This is a genomic window from Persicitalea sp., from assembly GCF_041751555.1.
Lineage (GTDB): Bacteria > Bacteroidota > Bacteroidia > Cytophagales > Spirosomataceae > Persicitalea.
This window is the reverse complement of sequence record NZ_JBGSXF010000214.1, coordinates 1-19736: the sequence shown is the minus strand read 5'-3', so window position 1 is coordinate 19736 and position 19736 is coordinate 1. Positions and strand designations below refer to the sequence as shown.

At 51.8% G+C, this 19736-nt stretch carries 16 protein-coding genes and 1 pseudogene; 7 read left to right on the top strand and 10 right to left on the bottom strand.

Translation table 11 applies throughout. From position 1 onward, the window contains the following. Positions 1-1580: pseudogene (locus tag ACEW8P_RS07800) on the bottom strand (gliding motility-associated C-terminal domain-containing protein); the annotation flags it as partial. 141 nt (positions 1581-1721) lie between these two features. On the opposite strand from ACEW8P_RS07800, the gene ACEW8P_RS07795 reads away from it, so the two are divergent. The 4 genes from ACEW8P_RS07795 (at position 1722) to ACEW8P_RS07780 (ending at position 6447) form a co-directional block, all read left to right on the top strand. Then, entirely contained in the window at positions 1722-1889 is a 168-nt protein-coding gene (locus ACEW8P_RS07795) for a hypothetical protein (protein WP_373512530.1), read from the top strand. A 126-nt stretch (positions 1890-2015) separates the two neighbouring features. After that, entirely contained in the window at positions 2016-4742 is a 2727-nt protein-coding gene (locus ACEW8P_RS07790; protein WP_373512529.1) for a PVC-type heme-binding CxxCH protein, read from the top strand. A gap of 139 nt (positions 4743-4881) precedes the next feature. Then, positions 4882-5802, top strand: coding sequence for a hydroxypyruvate isomerase family protein (locus ACEW8P_RS07785; RefSeq protein WP_373512528.1), 921 nt, complete (start codon positions 4882-4884; stop codon positions 5800-5802). Between the two features lie 144 nt (positions 5803-5946). After that, positions 5947-6447: a phosphoribosyltransferase family protein gene (locus ACEW8P_RS07780; RefSeq protein ID WP_373512527.1), complete on the top strand. Its 501-nt coding sequence runs from the start codon at positions 5947-5949 to the stop codon at positions 6445-6447. A gap of 81 nt (positions 6448-6528) precedes the next feature. Here ACEW8P_RS07780 and ACEW8P_RS07775 read toward each other — a convergent pair whose 3' ends face one another. The 4 genes from ACEW8P_RS07775 to ACEW8P_RS07760 all read right to left on the bottom strand — a co-directional run bounded on the left by ACEW8P_RS07775 (position 6529) and on the right by ACEW8P_RS07760 (position 11964). Then, positions 6529-6978, bottom strand: a complete 450-nt coding sequence (locus ACEW8P_RS07775) for a hypothetical protein (RefSeq protein WP_373512526.1) — start codon at positions 6976-6978, stop codon at positions 6529-6531. Continuing rightward, a complete protein-coding gene (locus tag ACEW8P_RS07770) occupies positions 6969-7958 on the bottom strand; it encodes a glycosyltransferase (RefSeq protein WP_373512525.1) in 990 nt (329 codons plus the stop codon). Before ACEW8P_RS07770 ends, ACEW8P_RS07775 begins: the two co-directional genes overlap by 10 nt. 18 nt (positions 7959-7976) lie before the next feature. Beyond that, positions 7977-10922: a DEAD/DEAH box helicase gene (locus tag ACEW8P_RS07765; protein WP_373512524.1), complete on the bottom strand. Its 2946-nt coding sequence runs from the start codon at positions 10920-10922 to the stop codon at positions 7977-7979. A gap of 64 nt (positions 10923-10986) precedes the next feature. After that, the gene (locus ACEW8P_RS07760; RefSeq protein WP_373512523.1) at positions 10987-11964 is read right to left on the bottom strand and encodes a Fic family protein; all 978 of its coding nucleotides are present in this window, start codon (positions 11962-11964) and stop codon (positions 10987-10989) included. 186 nt (positions 11965-12150) lie between these two features. Between ACEW8P_RS07760 and ACEW8P_RS07755 the strand changes: the two genes are divergently transcribed. Then, positions 12151-12726 (top strand): phosphoribosylglycinamide formyltransferase, encoded by a 576-nt coding sequence (locus ACEW8P_RS07755; RefSeq protein ID WP_373512522.1) that lies wholly within the window; start codon positions 12151-12153, stop codon positions 12724-12726. Between the two features lie 134 nt (positions 12727-12860). After that, positions 12861-13106, top strand: a complete 246-nt coding sequence (locus tag ACEW8P_RS07750) for a DUF4834 domain-containing protein (protein WP_373512521.1) — start codon at positions 12861-12863, stop codon at positions 13104-13106. A 75-nt stretch (positions 13107-13181) separates the two neighbouring features. Here the strand turns inward: ACEW8P_RS07750 and ACEW8P_RS07745 are convergent, their stop codons facing one another. The 4 genes from ACEW8P_RS07745 to ACEW8P_RS07730 all read right to left on the bottom strand — a co-directional run bounded on the left by ACEW8P_RS07745 (position 13182) and on the right by ACEW8P_RS07730 (position 17038). Continuing rightward, positions 13182-13604, bottom strand: coding sequence for a DUF3995 domain-containing protein (locus ACEW8P_RS07745; protein ID WP_373512520.1), 423 nt, complete (start codon positions 13602-13604; stop codon positions 13182-13184). 66 nt (positions 13605-13670) lie between these two features. Further along, on the bottom strand, positions 13671-14948 hold the full coding sequence (locus tag ACEW8P_RS07740; protein ID WP_373512519.1) for an AGE family epimerase/isomerase: 1278 nt from the start codon (positions 14946-14948) through the stop codon (positions 13671-13673). 57 nt (positions 14949-15005) lie between these two features. Further along, positions 15006-16016, bottom strand: a complete 1011-nt coding sequence (locus ACEW8P_RS07735; protein WP_373512518.1) for a bifunctional heptose 7-phosphate kinase/heptose 1-phosphate adenyltransferase — start codon at positions 16014-16016, stop codon at positions 15006-15008. A gap of 89 nt (positions 16017-16105) precedes the next feature. Further along, complete coding sequence (locus ACEW8P_RS07730; protein ID WP_373512517.1) at positions 16106-17038, bottom strand: RraA family protein; 933 nt, start codon at positions 17036-17038, stop codon at positions 16106-16108. A gap of 98 nt (positions 17039-17136) precedes the next feature. Here ACEW8P_RS07730 and ACEW8P_RS07725 point away from each other — a divergent pair, with 98 nt between their 5' ends. Beyond that, entirely contained in the window at positions 17137-18615 is a 1479-nt protein-coding gene (locus ACEW8P_RS07725) for a mandelate racemase/muconate lactonizing enzyme family protein (protein WP_373512516.1), read from the top strand. A gap of 116 nt (positions 18616-18731) precedes the next feature. Here the strand turns inward: ACEW8P_RS07725 and ACEW8P_RS07720 are convergent, their stop codons facing one another. Then, positions 18732-19520: an SDR family oxidoreductase gene (locus tag ACEW8P_RS07720; protein WP_373512515.1), complete on the bottom strand. Its 789-nt coding sequence runs from the start codon at positions 19518-19520 to the stop codon at positions 18732-18734. Positions 19521-19736 lie beyond the last annotated feature (216 nt).

Sequence of the window (19736 nt, the reverse complement as noted above, 5' to 3'; positions counted from 1 at the left end):
ATCAGCGGCGCCAAAGGCGGCAGGTCGGCGCAGAAATCGGCGGAGGGCAAACTACTGCCACCACCGTTCAACCGCCCCGGCTCGTTGGCACTAGCCCCCGGCCGAGGAAACAACACGACGATCCGATAGCTGTAATTGACGTCCGGCGCAAAACCCTTTCCGTCGTTGGCGTCCACGTAAAACGTCTCGCCCACGCCTACGCGGGCTACTTCCTCGTAGCCCAACGCGACGGGGAGACCCGGCTGGCAGGCTCCGGCCTGAAAATCGGAACAGCCAACCTTGCGGTAAATGGCGATTTGCGCCCCCGGCACCTGACACTGGTAATTGCTCCACGTAAGCCGAAAGGCGCGTCCCGTCGCGCTGGCCACGGGTTCTGCCCGCAGATTCTGAGGCTTGGGGCCATAGACACGGATTTTGAATGTCCTGATGTCCACCAATTTGCGGAAGAGTCCGGGGTTGGGTCGGGCGGGGGCGGGGCCGTCTTCCACTTTGACCAGCACGTCATAGGGTTCCAGCCGGATGTGGTTGCAGCCCGTTTGCCAGCGGAAAACCCCTCTGACTTGCCCCAAACTATTCGAGTCAGTCACGCTGAACTGGGCGTTTTCGGCGGGTACAAGATCAGGCAGATAGACGCCGCTATTGGAAGTAAGTACCAGCGCGTCGCCGTTTTTGTCGGTGGCCGTGATGCTCTGCTGCACAAGCGTTCCGGCTTCCACGCAGAGGTCGGGAATGGCGGCCAGTTGGGGGCGATCGTTAGGACTGTCGATGACGATGATCTGCATATCGCGGACGATCTCACCGATCAGGACGCCGTTACGCCATTCTTCAATGACGAAGGCAACGTTGTAGAAGCCAGTTTTGGCTGGAGCGTCCCAAACTAGGTCGCCTGTCAGGGGATCGAGAGTAAAAGTGGAAGGGGTACTGCCGCCTTCCACTGTACCGAGCGGAGGCACTTTATTCGGAAGCACGTAGCCGGGTATATTTTCCCCTATTCCGGGGGCTTTAGTTCGTTGCGGTTCAATCAGGCGATAGGCTAGACTATCGCCGTTGGCGTCAAATGCGCCGGGGTTATGAATGTATCGCTGTCCTACTGCTGCCAAATCAATGGGTGGGTTCAACATAACAGGGGTGCGATTTAATCCCAAGCTGGCGTTGATGACCAAGGTGGAGCGGATAAAGAAATCGAATTCGCCAGAGCCAAAACCTCCCAAGTTGTCTATTCCTGCGTTTCTGTTGGTTATCGAAGTAGAAATTATAAAAGTCCCCGGAGCCGGAAAAGTGTAAGTGAAAGTGTATTCATTCCGGCTTGTGCTGTTGCCAATATTGACGATGGGCAATTTGCGAGATACCTCAATGGGGCCTACGTTTCCCACATAAAAATTCACGAAGTTTTGTGCCTTGGCGACAGGAGCGCCGGGACCCTCATCATAATACCCCGTAAACGTTATCTCATAAGTCAGCGAAGTACTGGAAATCCGCCTGGCGGTGATCTCACCCGCCCGCACGTGACTAGCGACGGCTTCTTGAAAAATCACAGAAAAAAAGCAGAGCAGAAACGCAAGGGGCAGGTACTTTTTCATAGTGGTCGAAGGTTGGTGGTGATTGAAGGCGTAGTTTCTTTTGAACGATCGAACATTTGAAATAAATGTGTGACTGGTTAACTTTGAGTGAACTTTGTAAAGTGGTCATTTGCAAATAGCTATATGACATGAAATACTACCTTGTCGTCTCCTCCAAAGAGTCGCCCGCTGCTGGACGATTTACAATTCATCACCAATCGGGAGAAGTGGGGGCTACACCTGATGTCGGGGTTTGTGGAAATCAAGAAACCGGATTTTGAATTGATTGCTGATAAAATGCTTACGGACAAGAAGGCACGGGCGAAATAATTCAAAGTTGCTGCGTTAAATAGGCGGAGCATCTAAAAAAAGCCTTGTCAGTCTGAGCGGAGCCGAAGACAGTCTCGTATCTTTGCTATTCATAACCCAGCGTATTCTCAGCCCATACCCATCTCCATGCCCTTCAAGTCATTTTTTTGCAAAAATAGCAAACTTGCTTTCTTCGCCACTTTAGGAATAATCCTCAGTAGCAGTACTTTCCGCCTAACTCCTCCGTCGCTATCATCCAGTCACCAAAGCGACACGATTCCGGCCCAAGACACACTTACTGAGAAAGATGCCCCGTTCGTCTATGACTCGCTCACAGAAAAGGAGAAACGCTATCCTGAATTCGCCGTGGCTGGACTGGACGTAGCCGAAGGGCTGGAAGCCACGCTGTTCGCCTCTGAGCCGATGATCTCTAATCCGACGAGCATCGACGTGGATCACCGTGGCCGCGTGTGGGTGTGCGACGCCTACAACTTTCGCCCCAATATCAACGGCGACGCTCAGCCGCGTTCCAAGGAAGACCGCATCGCGGGTGACCGTATCTTAATTTTGGAAGATACCGACGGTGATGGCAAGGCAGACCTGACCAAAGTATTTTATGAAGGGCCTGAAATTGACGCGCCGCTGGGCATCGCGGTCATCGGCAACCGTGTCATCGTGTCGCAAAGTCCGTACGTGTGGCTTTTTACCGACGACGATGGCGACGACAAGGCCGACCGCAAAGAGATTATTTTCCAGGGCATCAGCGGCTATCGCCACGAGCACGGCGTGCACTCGTTCGTTTTCGGACCGGATGGGAAGTTCTACTTCAATTTTGGCAGCGAAGGCCGGCAGTTACTCGACGGGCGCGGGCGCGGTTTTTACGATAAATACGACCAGCCGATCAACTTTCGAAACTACCGCAAAGGAATGGTGTTCCGCTGCGACCAGGATTTTAAGAACCTTGAAGTGCTGGGTGACAATTTTCGCAATGGCCTGGAAGTGGCCGTGGACAGTTACGGCTCGGTCTGGACATCAGACCATGACGAGAACGGTACCGAGAGCGTGCGCATCAATTACGTGATGGAAAACGGTAACTTCGGCTACACCGACGAGATGAATGGCACCACCTGGCGCATCAACCGCACCAACCTTGAAGACGATGTCGCCCGTCGCCACTGGCACCAAAACGACCCCGGCGTAGTACCTGACTTGCTGCACACGGGTTCCGGCTCACCGGCTGGGATGACGATTTACGAAGGCCAACTCCTGCCCCGTCAGTTTCAGGATCAGATCATCCACGCCGACGCCGGGCCGAATGTAGTGCGCGGCTACCCAACTGTACCAGATGGCGCAGGCTACAAGGCTACGATGATCGACCTGGTGAAAGGCGCCCGCGACAAATGGTTCCGCCCGTCGGATGTCTGCGCGGCTCCCGACGGCTCGCTCATCGTGTCGGACTGGTACGATCCGGGCGACCCGAACGCCGACATCGGCCCGCTGGATCGCAACCGGGGGCGCATCTACCGCATTGCACCGCCCAAAACGCCCTACGTTTCCCCAAAATACGACCTCGCTTCACCCGAGCAAGCTACTGAGGCCCTGCAAAGCCCCAACGTGGCCACGCGCTACCTGGCCTGGAACGCTTTGGTGAAGCACAGTTTCAAGGCCGAGCCGCCGCTGAGTGAATTGCTGCACCGCTACAACGCCAATCCCCGGATGCGGGCGCGCGCGCTGTGGGTGCTCAATAAAATCGAGGGAGTGAGCAGTCGGCACCTGGAGAATTCTTTCCGTAACATCAATCCCAACCTGCGCATCACCGCGCTGCGGGCCGTGCGCCAACGGAATTCCGACCCCACCGAGTACATCAAGCGCCTGACCACCGACCGCGACCCAGCCGTGCGCCGCGAATGCGCCCTGGCGATTTACCGTAACCATACCTACGAAGCCCTCGACGTGTGGCTCCAACTCGCCGATCAGTACGAAGGCAATGACCGCTGGTACCTTGAAGCCCTCGGCATCGGCGGCTACAAGCAGTGGGATCGGCTTTTCAAAGCCTGGCTCAATAAAGTCGGCGACCCGTTGAAAAATCCGGCCTACCGCGACATCGTCTGGCGATCGCGCTCCAAGTACACCATTCTCTACCTGGCCCGCATGACTGCGGAGACGGATTCTTCGCTGAAAAGCCGGCTGAGGTACTTCCGTGCTTTCGACTTTGTCCCTACCAGCTACGACAAGTCGATGGCCTTGCTGGGCATCACGCAAAAAAAACTGCCCGACCATATTCCGGTGAGTAAACTGGCCTTGTACCATTTGGGCAAAAATTTCATTCAGGAGTCGTATTGGGGCAAGATTGCGCTGGTGAAGCTGCTGAACGAAACCTACGGCACCGAGGACTATATGGAGCTAACGGCCCGTTACGAACCCGCCTTCGAGAACGAGCGCCTCTACCAACTCGCCATCGACCGCCCTGATACCGATATTGGTCGCGAAGCGGGACGACAATTGCTACGTCAGGCCCCGAATGCTTACGTCTGGTATAAGCTGGAACACAGCAACGACGAAAAACAACTCGCGCTTTTGGCTTCTATTAAGGCGGTTGGCAGCCAAAATTCATTGACTGTACTGGCCAGCGTGGCGGCCGGGTCGGGCTTCACCTTACCCATTCGCCTTCGGGCCGCTCGCTACCTCGGCGGAAGCTGGGAAGGGGAGGAGTTTGTGTTAAAATTATTGAAAGAGAACCGATTGCACGGCGAAATTCGCGCCGCCGCCCTCGACGGCATCAGTCAGGCTTACCGCAAGGAAATCCGTGACGAGGCCGACAAGTACCTTGATTTTGGCGGTGGAGGAAGCACAGGAAGTAAGGTTTTTGAATGATTCTGGTATATTACTGAGTTTTCATCCTTTGCTTATCATATCAGCTAAAAATACCCAGACAAATACCCTTTTGGTAGCTTGGTTGGTTTTCATGACTAGTTAGACACGTATATCATTTATCACTCATCATTTATAAAAAATGCGTCGTAGAAATTTTGTAAAATCCTCTTTCGGTCTGGCTGGCGCCGCCGCGATGGTTGGTGGCAACGCTGCCGCAAACCCCACCGCCAAATACAACTATCACCTCAAATACGCCCCTCACTTCGGGATGTTCAAAAACTCGGCGGGGGATGATTTGGTCGATCAACTCAAATTCATGGCCGATCAGGGCTTCACTGCCCTGGAAGACAACGGCATGATGAAGCGGCCAGTCGCCGAACAGGAGCGGATCGCTAAGGAAATGACCCGCCTGGGCATGGAAATGGGCGTGTTTGTGATCGACAAAGGCGGTAACGGAGCCAACACGCTGGCGGCCGGAAAACAAGAGTACATCGACATTTTCCTGGAAGGTTGCCGCAAGGCCGTGGAAGTGGGCAAGCGCGTCAACGCCAAGTGGGCGACCGTCGTGCCGGGCGACTTCGAGCGAAATCTGCCCATCGGTGTACAAACCGGACACGTCATCGACGCCCTGCGCCGGGGATCGGAGATCTTGGAAACGAGCGGATTAGTCATGGTGTTAGAACCCTTGAGCGACTCGCCAAATTTGTTCCTGCGCACCTCCGACCAGACGTACGAAATCTGCCGGGGCGTCAACAGTCCTTCCTGCAAAATCCTGTTCGACATTTACCACATGCAGAAAAACGAGGGTCATATCATTCCTCATATCGACTGGACTTGGTCCGAAATCGACTACTTCCAGATCGGCGATAATCCTGGCCGCAAGGAGCCGACTACGGGAGAAATCAACTACAAAAATATCTTCAAGCACATCTACAACCGCAGCAAGAAGGAGAACAAAAGCTTCATCATGGGTATGGAACACGGCAATTTCCATCCTGGCAAAGAAGGTGAAATGAAGCTCATCAAGGCGTACCAGGAGAGTGACGGATTCGAGGTCTAGAAGGAGGAAAGGAGGAGGGAGGAAAGGAAAAAGGGTTAACGGCTAACGGTCAAACGGCATTCTACGCCAACTTATTGATGGCGAATTCTGAAAGCCGCGAACAGTTGACCATTGACCTTTTGACCCCAAAAAACACGTTTCAAAATGAGACACCAGATTCTTAGCTTCGAGCAGACGCGGCAAAAGATTCGTCGGATTGCTTACGAAATTTACGAGCGAAACTTCGAGGAAGAGGAAATCATCCTGGCCGGCATCGCTGGGCAAGGCTACGAGTTTGCACGACTTTTGGCCGAGGAACTGCAAGACATTTCGCCTATCAAAACCAACTTGGCTGAGATGCTTTTCGATAAAGAAAAACCGCACCGCAGCCAGATTACTTTCCGCGACGAACTCGTGCTGACCGACGGTAAGGTCGTCATCATGGCCGACGATGTCTTGAACACAGGCAGAACGTTGGCATTCGCCTTGCAACCCTTCCTGCAACACCGCCTGAAAAAACTACAAGTGGCAGTGATCGTGGATCGTGACCACCGTAGCTTCCCCGTATCAGCCGATTACGTCGGTTACGCGCTGAGTACCACCTTCAACGAACATGTGGAGGTGGTGCTTAGCCGGGAGGGGGAGGAGGGAGTTTATTTGAAGTGAGGTAGTTTCCTTGGCGTACCTTTACTTTTACCCTAAAACCGAAATTCTATGGCCGTGATAACCAGTCTTTCGTAATTGTCACTACGAAGCGCTATCAATCAAATCAAAGGCTTTGAAATATTCATTTCTCTCAAATTCGATGGGTTGAATGTTCGTGTATCTCTCGGTTAAGCCGCCATAGCCAGTTTCATAGCCAAAATCCTGCCATACAATTCTATCTCCTCGGTCAAAAACTTTGGCGGTCACAGCTCCACAATCACTATCGCCGCATTCAGGGCAGACATATATCGTCACACGATCCTCTTGCAAATCTGACTCATTTTGTAACGTCAGAGCTTTAATGATTTTTGCCTCGTACTCTCTATTCTCACTCCAACCAAATGGAGTTATTAGGTCATGATTTTCAATTCTCAGGATTGTCCGAAGTGATTCATTGGAAACCATGAAATCGAAATAATGTCGTTCCTTCTTGATTAAGCTTCCAGCTCTAACTGCTCTTTTCAGACTAATTGAATCCATCTTTATCTCCATTCCAGGAATTTCCTTTGCTGAGAATCTTTCAACTTCGGAGAAATTGTATTTATATTTTCTCCAGACAATACTTTCTCGTATTTCCCCAAATAAGCCAGTGTCATTTTCCTGCTGTTAAACTCGGTCAAAGCGTATTCATGACAAAGCTTTGGATCGAATGAATCACTAGTTTCAACCGCCGCAACGAGATCATCAACACGGTTCGATAGAACCCCAAAATCTTCTGTTACAATTTCCGGTAATGCCCCGTAAGGCGTCCCGAATACCGGACAGCCGAAATACAAACTTTCAATAATTGCCAGCCCGAAAGGCTCATGCCATCGAACGGGAAAGACAAGTCCCTTCGAGCCATTCAATAATTCTTCTTTTTCCCTTCCCCCGACCATGCCGTAAAAGCTAACTCTCGGCGAAAAGGTTAACCGTAAGCCCATTTTGACGTTGAACCGCACGCCACCCAGGACTTTCAATTTTTCCGATTTAGTCTTTTTTATTACTTGGATAGCTCCTTTGACGTTTTTCACACGCCAGGCGGCTTTGCCCAGGAAATGAAAGTGGCTTCGCTTTTTGGTAAAGTCGGGATCGGTGTACTCCGACCAATCTAAGCCATTATAAACGAAAGAATCAGCGCCATATATTTCAGCATGATTTTTTGACACAAAGACCGAATTTAGATCGAAGGCATTGGTCGTAATAAGATTTTCGTGAATCGTAATGAGATAAGGTTTTTTTGTTCTCTGAACATTTTCGGGCACAAAATGAAAATGAACAAGATCGACATCGTTTGGAATTTGCTCGATGATTTCCAGACTTTCGTCGATTGGAACTAGCTGAGCAAAATCGCAACTTGAACCTTTATTTACCAGAAAGACAACCTTATGACCTAGCTTAGTCAGTTCTTTTCCTAAATCCCAGATTACTCTTTCTATTCCTCCGTAAAGAATAACGGGAATTTTGGCCCGATGGACGATTAGTATTTTCATGAAATCGAAACTGAATTTTTAAACTAATAATCCCAATACATCTTCCCGCGAAAGAGACTTCAAAAAGCCATCTTCATTAGAAATCAACTCATCGGCCAGTTGCCGCTTGGAACGCTGTAAGGCCAGAATTTTCTCCTCCACAGTATTTTTTGTGATGAATTTATAGGTGAAAACCGTCTGCTCCTGCCCGATGCGGTGGGCACGGTCGATGGCTTGCGCTTCGACGGCCGGATTCCACCAGGGGTCGAGGATGAAGACGTAGTCTGCGGCGGTGAGGTTAAGGCCGACGCCGCCAGCCTTGAGCGAGATGAGGAATAGTTTGAGCGTCGGGTCGCTTTGGAAGGTTTCCACTTCGCGTTGGCGATCTTTGGTGGCACCGTCGAGATAGGCGTAGCGAATTTTCTTTTTGTCGAGGTACTGCCGCAGTAGGGTCAGGTGCTTGACAAATTGACTGAAAATCAGAATTTTGTGGTCTTCGCTAATCGCCGTTTCCAGTTTGTGAATCACATCCTCGAACTTACCCGAATCTCCCTCGTATTCTCCATCCACTAAACGTGGATGATTGGCGAGTTGGCGCAATTTGGACAAGCCTTGCAATACCGCCATTTGTGAGCGTGAGAAGCCTGCGCTGTCGATTTGTTCCAAAATCAAATTCCGATAATAAGACTTTGCCTCCTCGTACTTTTCCTCTTGGTCCTCGCTCATTTCGCAGTATTGTACGCTTTCGACCTTCTCGGGCAAGTCGGTCGCTACCTGCGACTTGTGACGACGCAGGATGAATGGCTTGATGTGGTCGTAGAGCCGTTGTCGCTTTTCGGCATCGTTTTTCTTCTCGATCGGAATGAGATATTCTTTTTTGAAAAACGTCTGCGTACCCAGTAAGCCGGGGTTGACGAACGTCATCTGCGTCCACAAATCCAGGGTACTGTTTTCCAGCGGCGTTCCCGTCAAAATCAACCGATGAGCCGAGTGAAGCTTCATCACCGCCTTGGAAACGCCGGAGGTCGGGTTTTTGATGGCCTGCGACTCGTCAAGGATAATATAATTGAAGCGGAAAGTTTTCAACAAATCGACATCCAGCCGGGCGATTCCGTAGGAGGTCAGGATAAGATCGTAATCGTTGAATTGCTCGGTGTTTTTCTCGCGATATGTCCCGGTGTAGAGGAACACTTTAAGGTCGGGCGTGAAGCGTTCGGCTTCCAGTGCCCAGTTGTAAAGCAGTGAGGTCGGCATGATGAGCAGGGAAGGGCTGCGGTCGCCCGCCTCTTTTTCCGATTGCAGCAGTGCCAGCGTCTGAATCGTCTTGCCCAGACCCATGTCGTCGGCCAGGCAGCCGCCGAAGCGGTATTGGTTCAGGAAACGCAGCCAGTCGTAACCCGCCTTTTGGTAGCGGCGCAGTTCTCCTTGGAAATTTTCGGGCAGGGCGCAGGCTGCTATTTCCTGAAAATCACGCAGATTTTCCAATTTTCGGCTAAGTACCGTGGTTGCCAGGCTGTCGCGCTGCAACTCCTGCACCAGCATGAGGTGGTGTTTCCTGAGGTGAAATTCCTCCTTTTTTTCGCTGCTCTCGACTAGGGTAAACAGTTCCGAATATTGAGTAAACCAACTTTCGGGAATGACGGCAATCTGACCATCGGGCAACGTAAATTCCCGCCGACCTTGCAGGATATGGCGGCGTAGCTGAATGAAAGGAATCTCGAACGCGCCAAACTGCACTTTGGCGCGGATGTCGAACCAGTCGCGGCCTTCTTCGATGGACAGGTCGAGCGAGGAATATCCCAGAAAATACCGCCGGGAGTTATCCGCGCTCTGAAGTACTTCGACGCCTTTATCTGATAGCTTAGAAAGGTTTTCGTGGAGCCAATCGAAGGCTTCGGACTTGGGCAGCACGATTTGGCCTTGGCGCAAATCCAGGCCCCAGTCTTTCAAATCGTTGACGCGCTGTTTCTCAAAAGCCAGACTGCGCTTTACCTTGTGAAAGACGTAATCATCGCCCTTTTTCTCCAAATTCACGTGGGATGCGTGGGCGAAGCTATCGAACGTAAATGAGAAATCACCGTAGCGAAAAGCCAGTTTGAACACCACTTCGCTGTCGGTGGTCGATGGTTGCTGAGTAGCTTTGCCGTTGGCATCAAACAACCCGGGTACCTTATCCGACTTAGCGAAAGTTTCGGAAATCGTCAGGACGGGACGCGCCGAATAAGATTCCTGCTTTATTTCCAAGCCTTTCGATACTACATCAAAGGCCGCGATTAGTGGGGCCACAAAGCGGCGATAGTAGGTGTCCTCCATCGCACGGGGAATGGCGATGAATTTTTTCTCCAAAAACGGCCGGATTTTCTTACCATCCACGTCACTTTCGAAATGATATAAGCCTCCATTGACCAGAAGAAAAGCGGGTTCGTCGCACAATACCATTCCCCCGGCGTAACGGAAGTGAAGCTTTTCGCCCCCGTACCGCATCGTCGGAAAATAGTGGGTGTTATCCTCGTTACGCACAAAATGAAAGCGCATTTTGGCTGCGTCGGGCATCCAGGCGACGGGCTCCCAAGTGGGGTTGCCATCGTTGCTCATGATGAAAATGGATTTATTAGCCAGTTTGGGGAGGATTTTGGCTTTGAGCATTTCCAGGTAGCCCGCGATAGCACCCTGCACACCTTTATCCCCCTTTTGCGGGTCGTAAAATTTCAGGAAAAAATCGAAGGGTTTCAGCTTGCGCTTGCTGAATTTTCGGATGATGACGTCCTGCTGCATTTCGTCGATGAGTTCGACCAGTTCGAAATCGGTAGCATCCAGTCCGGCGGTGAATTCGGGAGCATTCTTGGCCGAAATATTTTGGTGCAGGAAGCTCAACTCACCGCGCTCATCGAGCTGTACCACGAACGACTCGAAGAGGTAGCCGAGGTATTCGTGTTTCATCAAGGAGTAAACGATTCGGTAGGGTTCGGCGGTGGAGACCTTCATGCGGCGGCAAAAAATATCAAATATAGGAAGCGGAATTCTTTGAAACAATCGCCAGCTCCCCTATTTATCTCGAAAGCAATTCCTTTATTTCCTGCAAAGTGTATCGCTGTTTTTTAAACGCGTTGATTTCCTGAATCCGATGAACCATGTCTGCAGCGTAGAGCTGATAGCCGGACTCTGTTATTTCTGTCACCTCCAACAGTCCTTCTTTGGTCCAGTGGCGGATGGTTGAACTACTTTCACCGCTCGCTTTGGCAAGGCCACCGATTTTAAGTAAGGTCTGGTCGTCAAAGTTGGTGTCGGATTCGCCTTCGATTGCTTTCAGATATACCTCCAAAGAGCGGTTTACGGCCTTGGTAATTATGGTAAAATAATCAGCCTTAGAACCGCCTAATTGGGCTCTTTCCAAACTATTAACGTAGGCTAGTCGGTCGCGTTTACGGATGATGGCCGGGGGATACCCAAGCATCATTAAAATAAGGTTCATCAGGAGCCGGGCAGTGCGCCCATTCCCATCCACGAAAGGATGAATAGTCACCAAACGATAGTGGGCCTCCGCCGCTAGCTCCACAGCATGCAGGCTGGTATAGCTATGCAACCAGGATTGAAATTGCGCCATTAAATCCGAAACTTTAAGCGGATTGGGCATCACGACCGTGGAGCCCGATATGCGAACAGGAACCCGGCGGTAGTAGCCCGCATGTTCGTCGTCGATGCTTTTTAGGACGAGGGCATGAATGTAAAGAATATCTTCTTCGGTCAATTCTCGGGGGGAGCGTTTGACCTGGGCATTTACCCAGTCCAAGGCCCGCGCATGGTTGGTCGCTTCCAGGTGCTCGACCAGGGTTTTGCCTCCCACCGTCAGGCCCTTCTCCACGACCATAGCCGTCTCCTGGCGGGTGAGGGTATTACCTTCGAGCGCATTACTGGTGAAAGTGAGCTCTATCCGAAACCAATCATCGAGGTTGCGTACCAGGGCGCCCGGTAGAGGACGATGGTTGTCTAGACGCTTTTTCTTTGCCGTGATTTTTTCTAAATTCATTGCCAAACCATAAAGTGTAACGTTATGGTTTGGCAAGGTAAACAAACATTCTGTCAGCAGCTAACCTGGAAAGAATGGAGGTTCGGTTACTACTATTCTTCCTTGTAAATCGCACGCTGAATGTTATAATTGCAAGAGGAGGATTCGTACTTCGAAATCCCTTCTTCATCAATAGACCTTTATTCCTTGAAACGAATTGCCATTTTTGCCTCAGGTTCTGGCTCCAACGCCGAGACCATTGCCCACCACTTCGCGGACCGTCCCGACGTCCAGGTTTCCCTCATCCTGACCAATAACCCTGATGCGGGCGTCATCCAACGCGCCCGACGGCTGCACATTCCGGTAGTGGTTTTTGATAGAAAAACCTTTTACGAAACCGACCGAATTCTGGAATTGCTGGTAAATCAAAAAATCGACTTGGTAGTTTTGGCGGGCTTCATGATGCTGATTCCCGAAAAGCTGATCCGCGCCTTTCCCGAAAAAATGGTCAATATTCATCCCGCGCTATTGCCCAAATACGGAGGAAGAGGAATGTACGGCCACTTCGTGCACGAAGCGGTGGTCGCCGCCGGGGAGCGGCAGTCAGGCATTACCATCCATTTTGTGAACGAAGTATATGACGAAGGAAAAATTATTTTTCAGGCCACCTGCGATCTCGAAAACTCCGACACGCCTGAGGATGTAGCGCGGAAAGTGCAGTTGCTGGAACACGAGCACTATCCCGCTATGGTGGATAAACTGCTTTCCAACCTGCCGGAATGATTATTTTAGCAGGTCTAGAGCCGTCTGTCACATGCCACGGGCTTTCTGTCCAAGCTGTGAAACTCTCCCGACTTTTTTTCGTTATATTCGCGTAAACATTCCAAACCAGTCGCTTACCCGTATTTCCTTAGCCCATGAAGATTGTATTCAATATATTTCTCATTTTAGTCATGCTGATTGCCTTTGTTCCTCCTTTCCGGCGGTTTTTGTTTCACCTGCTGGTGGGACGACAACTGATGAAGCAACAGCGCAAGAACCAAAATGGCGGACGCCCGCCGCAGCGCGAAGGCAGCATCCGTGTAGATCCCAATTCCAAGAAAGACAATGGCGATACCCGCTTTCGTGGTGGCGAGTACGTGGATTATGAGGAAGTGAAGTAAGTGCTTTGAAAGATCATTGAAAACCCCGCCGGGTAGGAGAATTCCTATCCGGTGGGGTTTTTATTTTGCCAAAGCTCAGTTTACTACCTGCAATAGAAGTGCTATAAAGCCGACTCCCAGGCACAAGGGCGAATAGAATTGGGTGTCTATTTTTCCAAAGGATGTTTGCTTTATTTTCTTAAAAAAACCGACGTACTTGAAATCGCCGACAGCCCGCAAAATGAAAATGGCGGGAATCAGCCAGCCCCCGTACCTGAAAAGCCAATCGGGCAATGGATTAGGGATCAAACCCATTTTGAACAGGTAAAAAAGTCCGAAGGAGATCAGCCCTAGTCCAACGACAGCGCTATCGGCTTTGCGCGGATTCAGTATTCTGTAGCCGCTCGCATTGGTTGGCAAAGTACTTGCGATACCCCATTGCCCTCCCGTTGCCCAATACAAATGGAGCAGCCCGAGTGTGAAGAAAATTACAGAGAGGAAAATGGATAGTGCGATCATACGGTTTGTTGTAGCCTTTCAGAATTGTCTCCACAACGTAGAGACAATCTGCGTTGTGGAGACAATTCATCGCTCACCATTCTCTATCAACCTATCCAACCGCACAATACTCTGCACCATCGCCCGCACACTGTGGTAGTTGACCTTCCATGAATGGCTCATGTGCGTCCAGATCGGTTCGCCTTGCCGGGTCAGTAGCGGCTTCCACTCGCCGACTTCGTGGGCGATCATCTTGTCGAAAACAAAGCGGTGCGTGGCATCGTAGGCTTTCAAGTACTTTTTGTCTTTGTAAATCCGGTAAGCATCCAGCATCCCGATAAGTACTTCGGCTTGTTGCCAGAACTCCTTTTCGCGGTCATAGACTTCGCCCGCATGGGAGCCTTCGACGTACACCCCGCCGTATTCCCAGTCGATACCGTGGGCCAGGGCGTGGTCGAACGATTGGTGGAGTTGCTTTTGGTAGTCGTCGTAGGGCAAGCCCAGCACATCGAGGGCGTGCATGAGCAGCCAGGCAAACTCCACGTTGTGGCCGTAGGAGGTATTATCCTCGGCGGCGCTTTTCTGGCCGTCCTCGCTGAAACGGTCCCAGCCCCAGATGATGTCGAACTTGATTTGCGGGGCCACGCGCCAGTCGGCCCAGAACTGTGGAATGCCCGTGCCGTATTCGGGGTGCATGATGCGGTTCATGAGCAACGCGATCATTTCCAGAAGTTTGCGGCGGTGGATTTCTTGGCCGCTGGCTTCGTAGAGCGTCGTGTACGCTTCCATCAGGTGCATGTGAGCGTCGAGCGTCTTGCGGTCACCGCCCGCCGCGCCGGGACCTTTGAGCGTCCAGTCGAGGTGAAACATCTCGAAATAGCCGCCGTAGTAGGTGTCCACGGCGTATTTTTGAAGCAGGTCGAAGACTTTTTCGGCGTATTCCAGTCCGCGTGGATCTTTGGTTGCGAGGGTGTATTCAGCCAGGGAATAGATGGCGAAGCTGTGGCCATAAACGATTTTTTCGTCGATTGTGACCTCGCCTTTACGGTTCATGAGCCAATAGAAGCCGCCGTGTTCTTTGTCCCACATTTTATCCAAAAGAAAATCGACGCCGTGCCGGGCGATGTCGGCAAATCGTCCGTCGCCGTAACCCGCGCGGTGAGCTGAGGAGAAGGTGAAGACGGTGCGCGACTGGGCGATCAGCGATTTCTCGTCTTCGCCGGAGTCGTTGCCGTCCTTGTCAAAGTGGGTGAGATAGCCTCCGTCTTTTTCGTCCACGCAGCGGCTTTCCCAGAAGGGGAGGAGCTCGCGGGTGAGGTGGTGGTGGGCTTGGTTTCGGTAGTTTTTTAGGGCAGCGTTGGTCATTGGGAGGAAAGGAGGATGGAGGAAAGGAGGATGGAGGAAAGGATGAAAGGCTTTTTTTTAAACGAGGAGTGGCTTATTAGCTAATTCCGTAATTTCCTGCGGAGTGGCGGTGCCGGTTTGGTGGTGTTTTTGGACGGTTACGGCGGCGGCGAGGTTGGCTAGTTTCAGGGCTTCCTGAATGGGGATTTTGGCTCCGGCACTGGCGGCGAAGGCGGCTACGGCCGTGTCGCCCGCACCAACGGGGTCGAGGTCGCCAAGTAGCTTTTGGGCGGGGCTGTGGTGCGTGGTACTTTGGGTGATGTAGTGCATTCCGTCTTCGCCGTGTGTGATTAGAACGGGGCCTTCGATGATTTCGGCGAGTCGTTTTCCGTATTCTGTGCAATCGTCCGACGTCCAGCTTTCGTGATCTTGGACTTTCAGAAGTCGGGCCAGTTCTTCAGTGTTTACTTTCAGCGTGACTCCGCGTAGGGCCAGGCCGAAAGTCCGCATATCGGCCAACACGAAAACGAACGGATGCAGGGCGATCAGATGGTTCAGCCGCGCGACGCGCTCTTCGGTAATGAGCGGAGCGGGAAATTGTTGGTTGATAATCAGGACATCCAGGTGTGCCATCTGGGATTTCAAACTGCGAAGTACTCCCTTGTAAGCATCGTCGCTCAACCGATTGTCAGTCCCGAAATCAATGCGATTTTGTTCGGAAGTACCTCGCAAAGGTTTGGTATACACACACGTATCCCAACCTTCCTCCTGAATCCTGAACCCATCCGTATTCGCCCGAAGTACTTGCATCAGGTGCAGCATTTCGCGGCCATACAGGTCGTTGCCTATCGCGCCAAAAACCTTCACCGACTCCACGCCTAATGCCAAAAGATTTTGGGCGACGTTACCCGCTCCCCCCAGCGAAGTGCGTGGACGGCTTCCCCACCAAACCTCTTGCCCGGTTTCTAGTGAAATTTCTCCGGTGTTTTTATGTAAATCAAAATAAAGATCCACCGCAAAATCGCCAATGACACCCACGCGGAGGGTTTTTATCTTTTTAAAAATTTGGTCGAGTTCTGGTGGTGCCATTTGTTTTAAAACTAGCCGTGCGACACTTTCGCCTTTGCTGTGTTTAGGTCGCGGGTGCTTCCGCCTGCTAGACGCAGCATGCTGCGTCTCTACCAGGTGCGGTTTTTCAAAAACTCGTCCAACTGCTGTTTGGTCATGGGTACTTCTTTGGGATTGTCGGCCACCCATTTCAGAAAATCAGCCTTGATCGTCTCGTTCCAGCGGGTGTCGATTTCGCCAGGCGTGTACTTGCCCTCGCGCAGCCGCATGTGACCGAACTTGTCTTTCAGGGCGATGAATTCGGAGTTGATGACTACCTTTTCGGCCAGGTGGGCGGGGATAAAGATGATGCCTTCCTCCTTAGCTAAAATCAGGTCTCCCGGAAGTACCGTAGCCCGACCAATGCGGGTGGGGCAATTGATACAGCCGGCCACCATGTCCTTGATGAAAGACGGGTCGTAGCCACGTACCCAGGAATTAAAACCCTCGATGGCCCTCAACCCTTCGATGTCTCGGTAGGAGCCATCGAAGATTACCCCGTTTTTAGATTTGGCATAGATGGAATTGCCCAGGTTATCACCGATCAAAGTCCCATCTATTATTTTACCAAACCCGTCGGCGATGTAAATGTCACCTTCCTGTAGCATGTCGATAGGCCAGGAATTGGTCGCGCCGCTACGGTTTTCCTTCTTGCCCTGCTCTTTGATCGCGTTTTCCATATCGGGGCGCGAGGGCATGTACGTTACCGTCAGGGCACGACCTGCCATGGGCTGCTCGGGGTTCAATATTTTCCAATTTCCCTCGAACTGGTTGTGGTAGCCTTCACCGCGTAGCACACCCCAGGCTTCTTCCAGCGAAATGTTGCGGGCGCGGCGCACCAGATCGTCCGACACGCGGGGGCGGCCGTCGGCCATTCGCTCGCCCTTCCATTCGGGCGAGTAGGCGGCGATTGCGGCTTTGGTCGCCTGAACCGACTGAGCCAAGGCACTTTGGCCAACGGAATAAATACTGACAAGGGACAGGAGTAGGAATATTCGTTTCATATTCTTTATGGGATTAAAGTTTGTGTAGTAAAAAGCCGCAGACTGACTTTTTTACTTACGTCATTCTATTCCTAACCGTAAACAAATCTTAATTCGATATGAAAAAGCGATTACAGAACCTACTTGATAACCTGCCCGCCAAGAAAGTAGTACTTCCCGAGATCGGCAGTCCGGGCGATTCGCTACGCGACAGCCGCCGTGACTTTTTCCGCAAAGCCACACTGGGCGGACTCACACTCGGGATGGCCTTCGATGGCAAGGTAGATCGCGAAATGGAGTTTCTTACCCAGAAGGTGAACCGATCCTCCAATCCCACGGATTTGAAAATCACGGATTTGCGGATCGCGACCGTCGTCAAGGCACCCATGACCTGCCCGATCATTCGCATCGACACCAACCAGGGCTTGGTTGGCTGGGGTGAAGTACGCGACGGGGCGAGCCCGAATTACGCATTGATGTTGAAAAGCCGTTTGCTGGGTGAAAACCCTTGCAATGTGGAGCGCATTTTTAAGAAAATCAAGCAGTTTGGTACCCACAGCCGGGGCGCAGGCGGGGTCTGCGGCGTAGAAATGGCCCTTTGGGATCTGGCCGGAAAAGCCTACGGAGTACCTGCCTACCAGCTACTGGGCGGCAAGTACCGCGATGAGGTGCGGGTATATGCTGATACGCCCGCCGTAAGTACCCCGGCGGAATTCGCGCAGCGGATGAAGAAAGACCGGATGGACAAAGGCTACACCTTCCTGAAAATGGATTTCGGGATTCAGATGATAGCCGATATTCCCGGCGCGCTCATCGGGGCCAAGGATTGGTTCGTCAAGAAACAGTGGAGCGACGGCAGCAACCGCGCTAAACTGGGCGACTACGGGATGACCCAGCACCAGTTCACGGCCATTCAAATTACCGACAAAGGACTGGAAGCCATGGCTGAGTACGTCTCGCAAGTACGCGATGCCGTGGGCTACGAAATTCCGATGGCCGCCGATCATTTTGGGCACTTCGACGTCAACAGTGCGATTCGTCTGGGCCACGCGATTGAAAAGTACCAACTGGCCTGGCTGGAAGACCTGATTCCGTGGCAGCACACCGACCGCTGGCGGCAGATCACCGACGCTATCAACACGCCCACACTCACAGGTGAGGATATCTATCTCAAGGAGGAATTTATCAAACTAATCGACGCCAACGCCGTGGATATGATTCATCCCGACCTGGCTTCGTCAGGAGGGTTGCTGGAAACCAAAAAAATTGGTGATTATGCCCAGGAACACGGCGTGCCGATGGCGATGCACTTCGCCGGTACCCCCATCTCATTCATGGCGAATGTGCACTGCGCGGCGGCTACCGAAAACTTTATTGCCCTGGAACACCACTCCGTGGACATTCCTTGGTGGGAAGGTATGGTAAAGTCCACCAAACCGATAGTTGTGGACGGCTTCGCTCCTGTTCCTGAAGCGCCAGGTTTGGGGATCGAGGTAGTTGAGGAAGTGGTAAAAGCCCACCTCAAGCCCGGCACTAAGATGTTTGCGCCTACCGACGAGTGGAATGAAAAGGATTCCTGGGATCGGGAATGGAGTTAGTTTTTAATTTTGAATGAATGACGGGGCAGCCCGTGCTGTGAGTGAATGATAGAATGTTGCTTTCGCCTTCCTTCGCTTATTCTATGGCAGCGGCCAACCGTCAGTCTATCATTCACTCATTCAAAACTGATAGCTCGATCAAGATGCACGTAACCACCATCGACGTGAATCAATTGCCCCGTCGTGTGGCTGGAACGCGGCGAAAGTAGGAACGCTACCGTATTCGCGATTTCTTCGGCGGTGGTCATGCGGTTTTCCAGTGGGATTTTTGAAGTGATCTCATCCAATTTCTCCTCGGGGTTGGGCAGCGTCTTGATCCAGTCGGCGTACATGGGTGTGAAGCACTCGGCCACGATTACGGCATTCACCCGGATGCTATACGGCAGTAGTTCCACGGCCCATTCGCGGGTGAGGGCGTTTCGGCCCCCGTTGGCGGCAGCATAAGCCGAGGTGCCGCCTTGTCCGGTTTCGGCAGTTTTGGAACCGATATTGACGATGGCACCCCCTGATTTTTTAAGGTAAGGTAAGGCGTAATGGGCCATCAAATAATAATGCACGAGATTCTTGTGCAACGAGGCCACAAAAGCCTCGTAGCTACCTTTTTCCAAGTTTACCCCGTCGTTGACGCCCGCGTTGTTGACCAGGCCATCTATGCGATCAAACTGCGCCGCTACATCCGCCACGGCATTGGCGCACGCTTTGGGATCGGATAGTTCCGCTGTGACGGCATAAGCTTTGGCACCGCCTGATTTTAGTTGCCGCACCGTAGCTTCGTTATCGGCTTCGTTACGTCCGACGATGACGGGAATGGCCCTTTCGGCGGCCAAAACCTCACAGATACCTTCGCCGATGCCCTTGGCTCCACCCGTGACGATGATTACTTTGTCTTGTAAGTTGAGGTTCATGTTGCTTTGGTTTAGAGTAGATTGTCTATCAAAGCAGCAAAAAGCCAGTTTCTAATATTTGTCATTCAGTGAACATCAATGGTTCGTCAATTTTCAAGGTATTAAAAAGGCGTGTTAGCTTTGGGTCTCTGACCTCCCAGTACTAACAACGCCCATGCAAGGACAAGCCCTGCTGGCTGCAATAGTAGCCAGCGCACCCGATTTAACAAAGCGCCG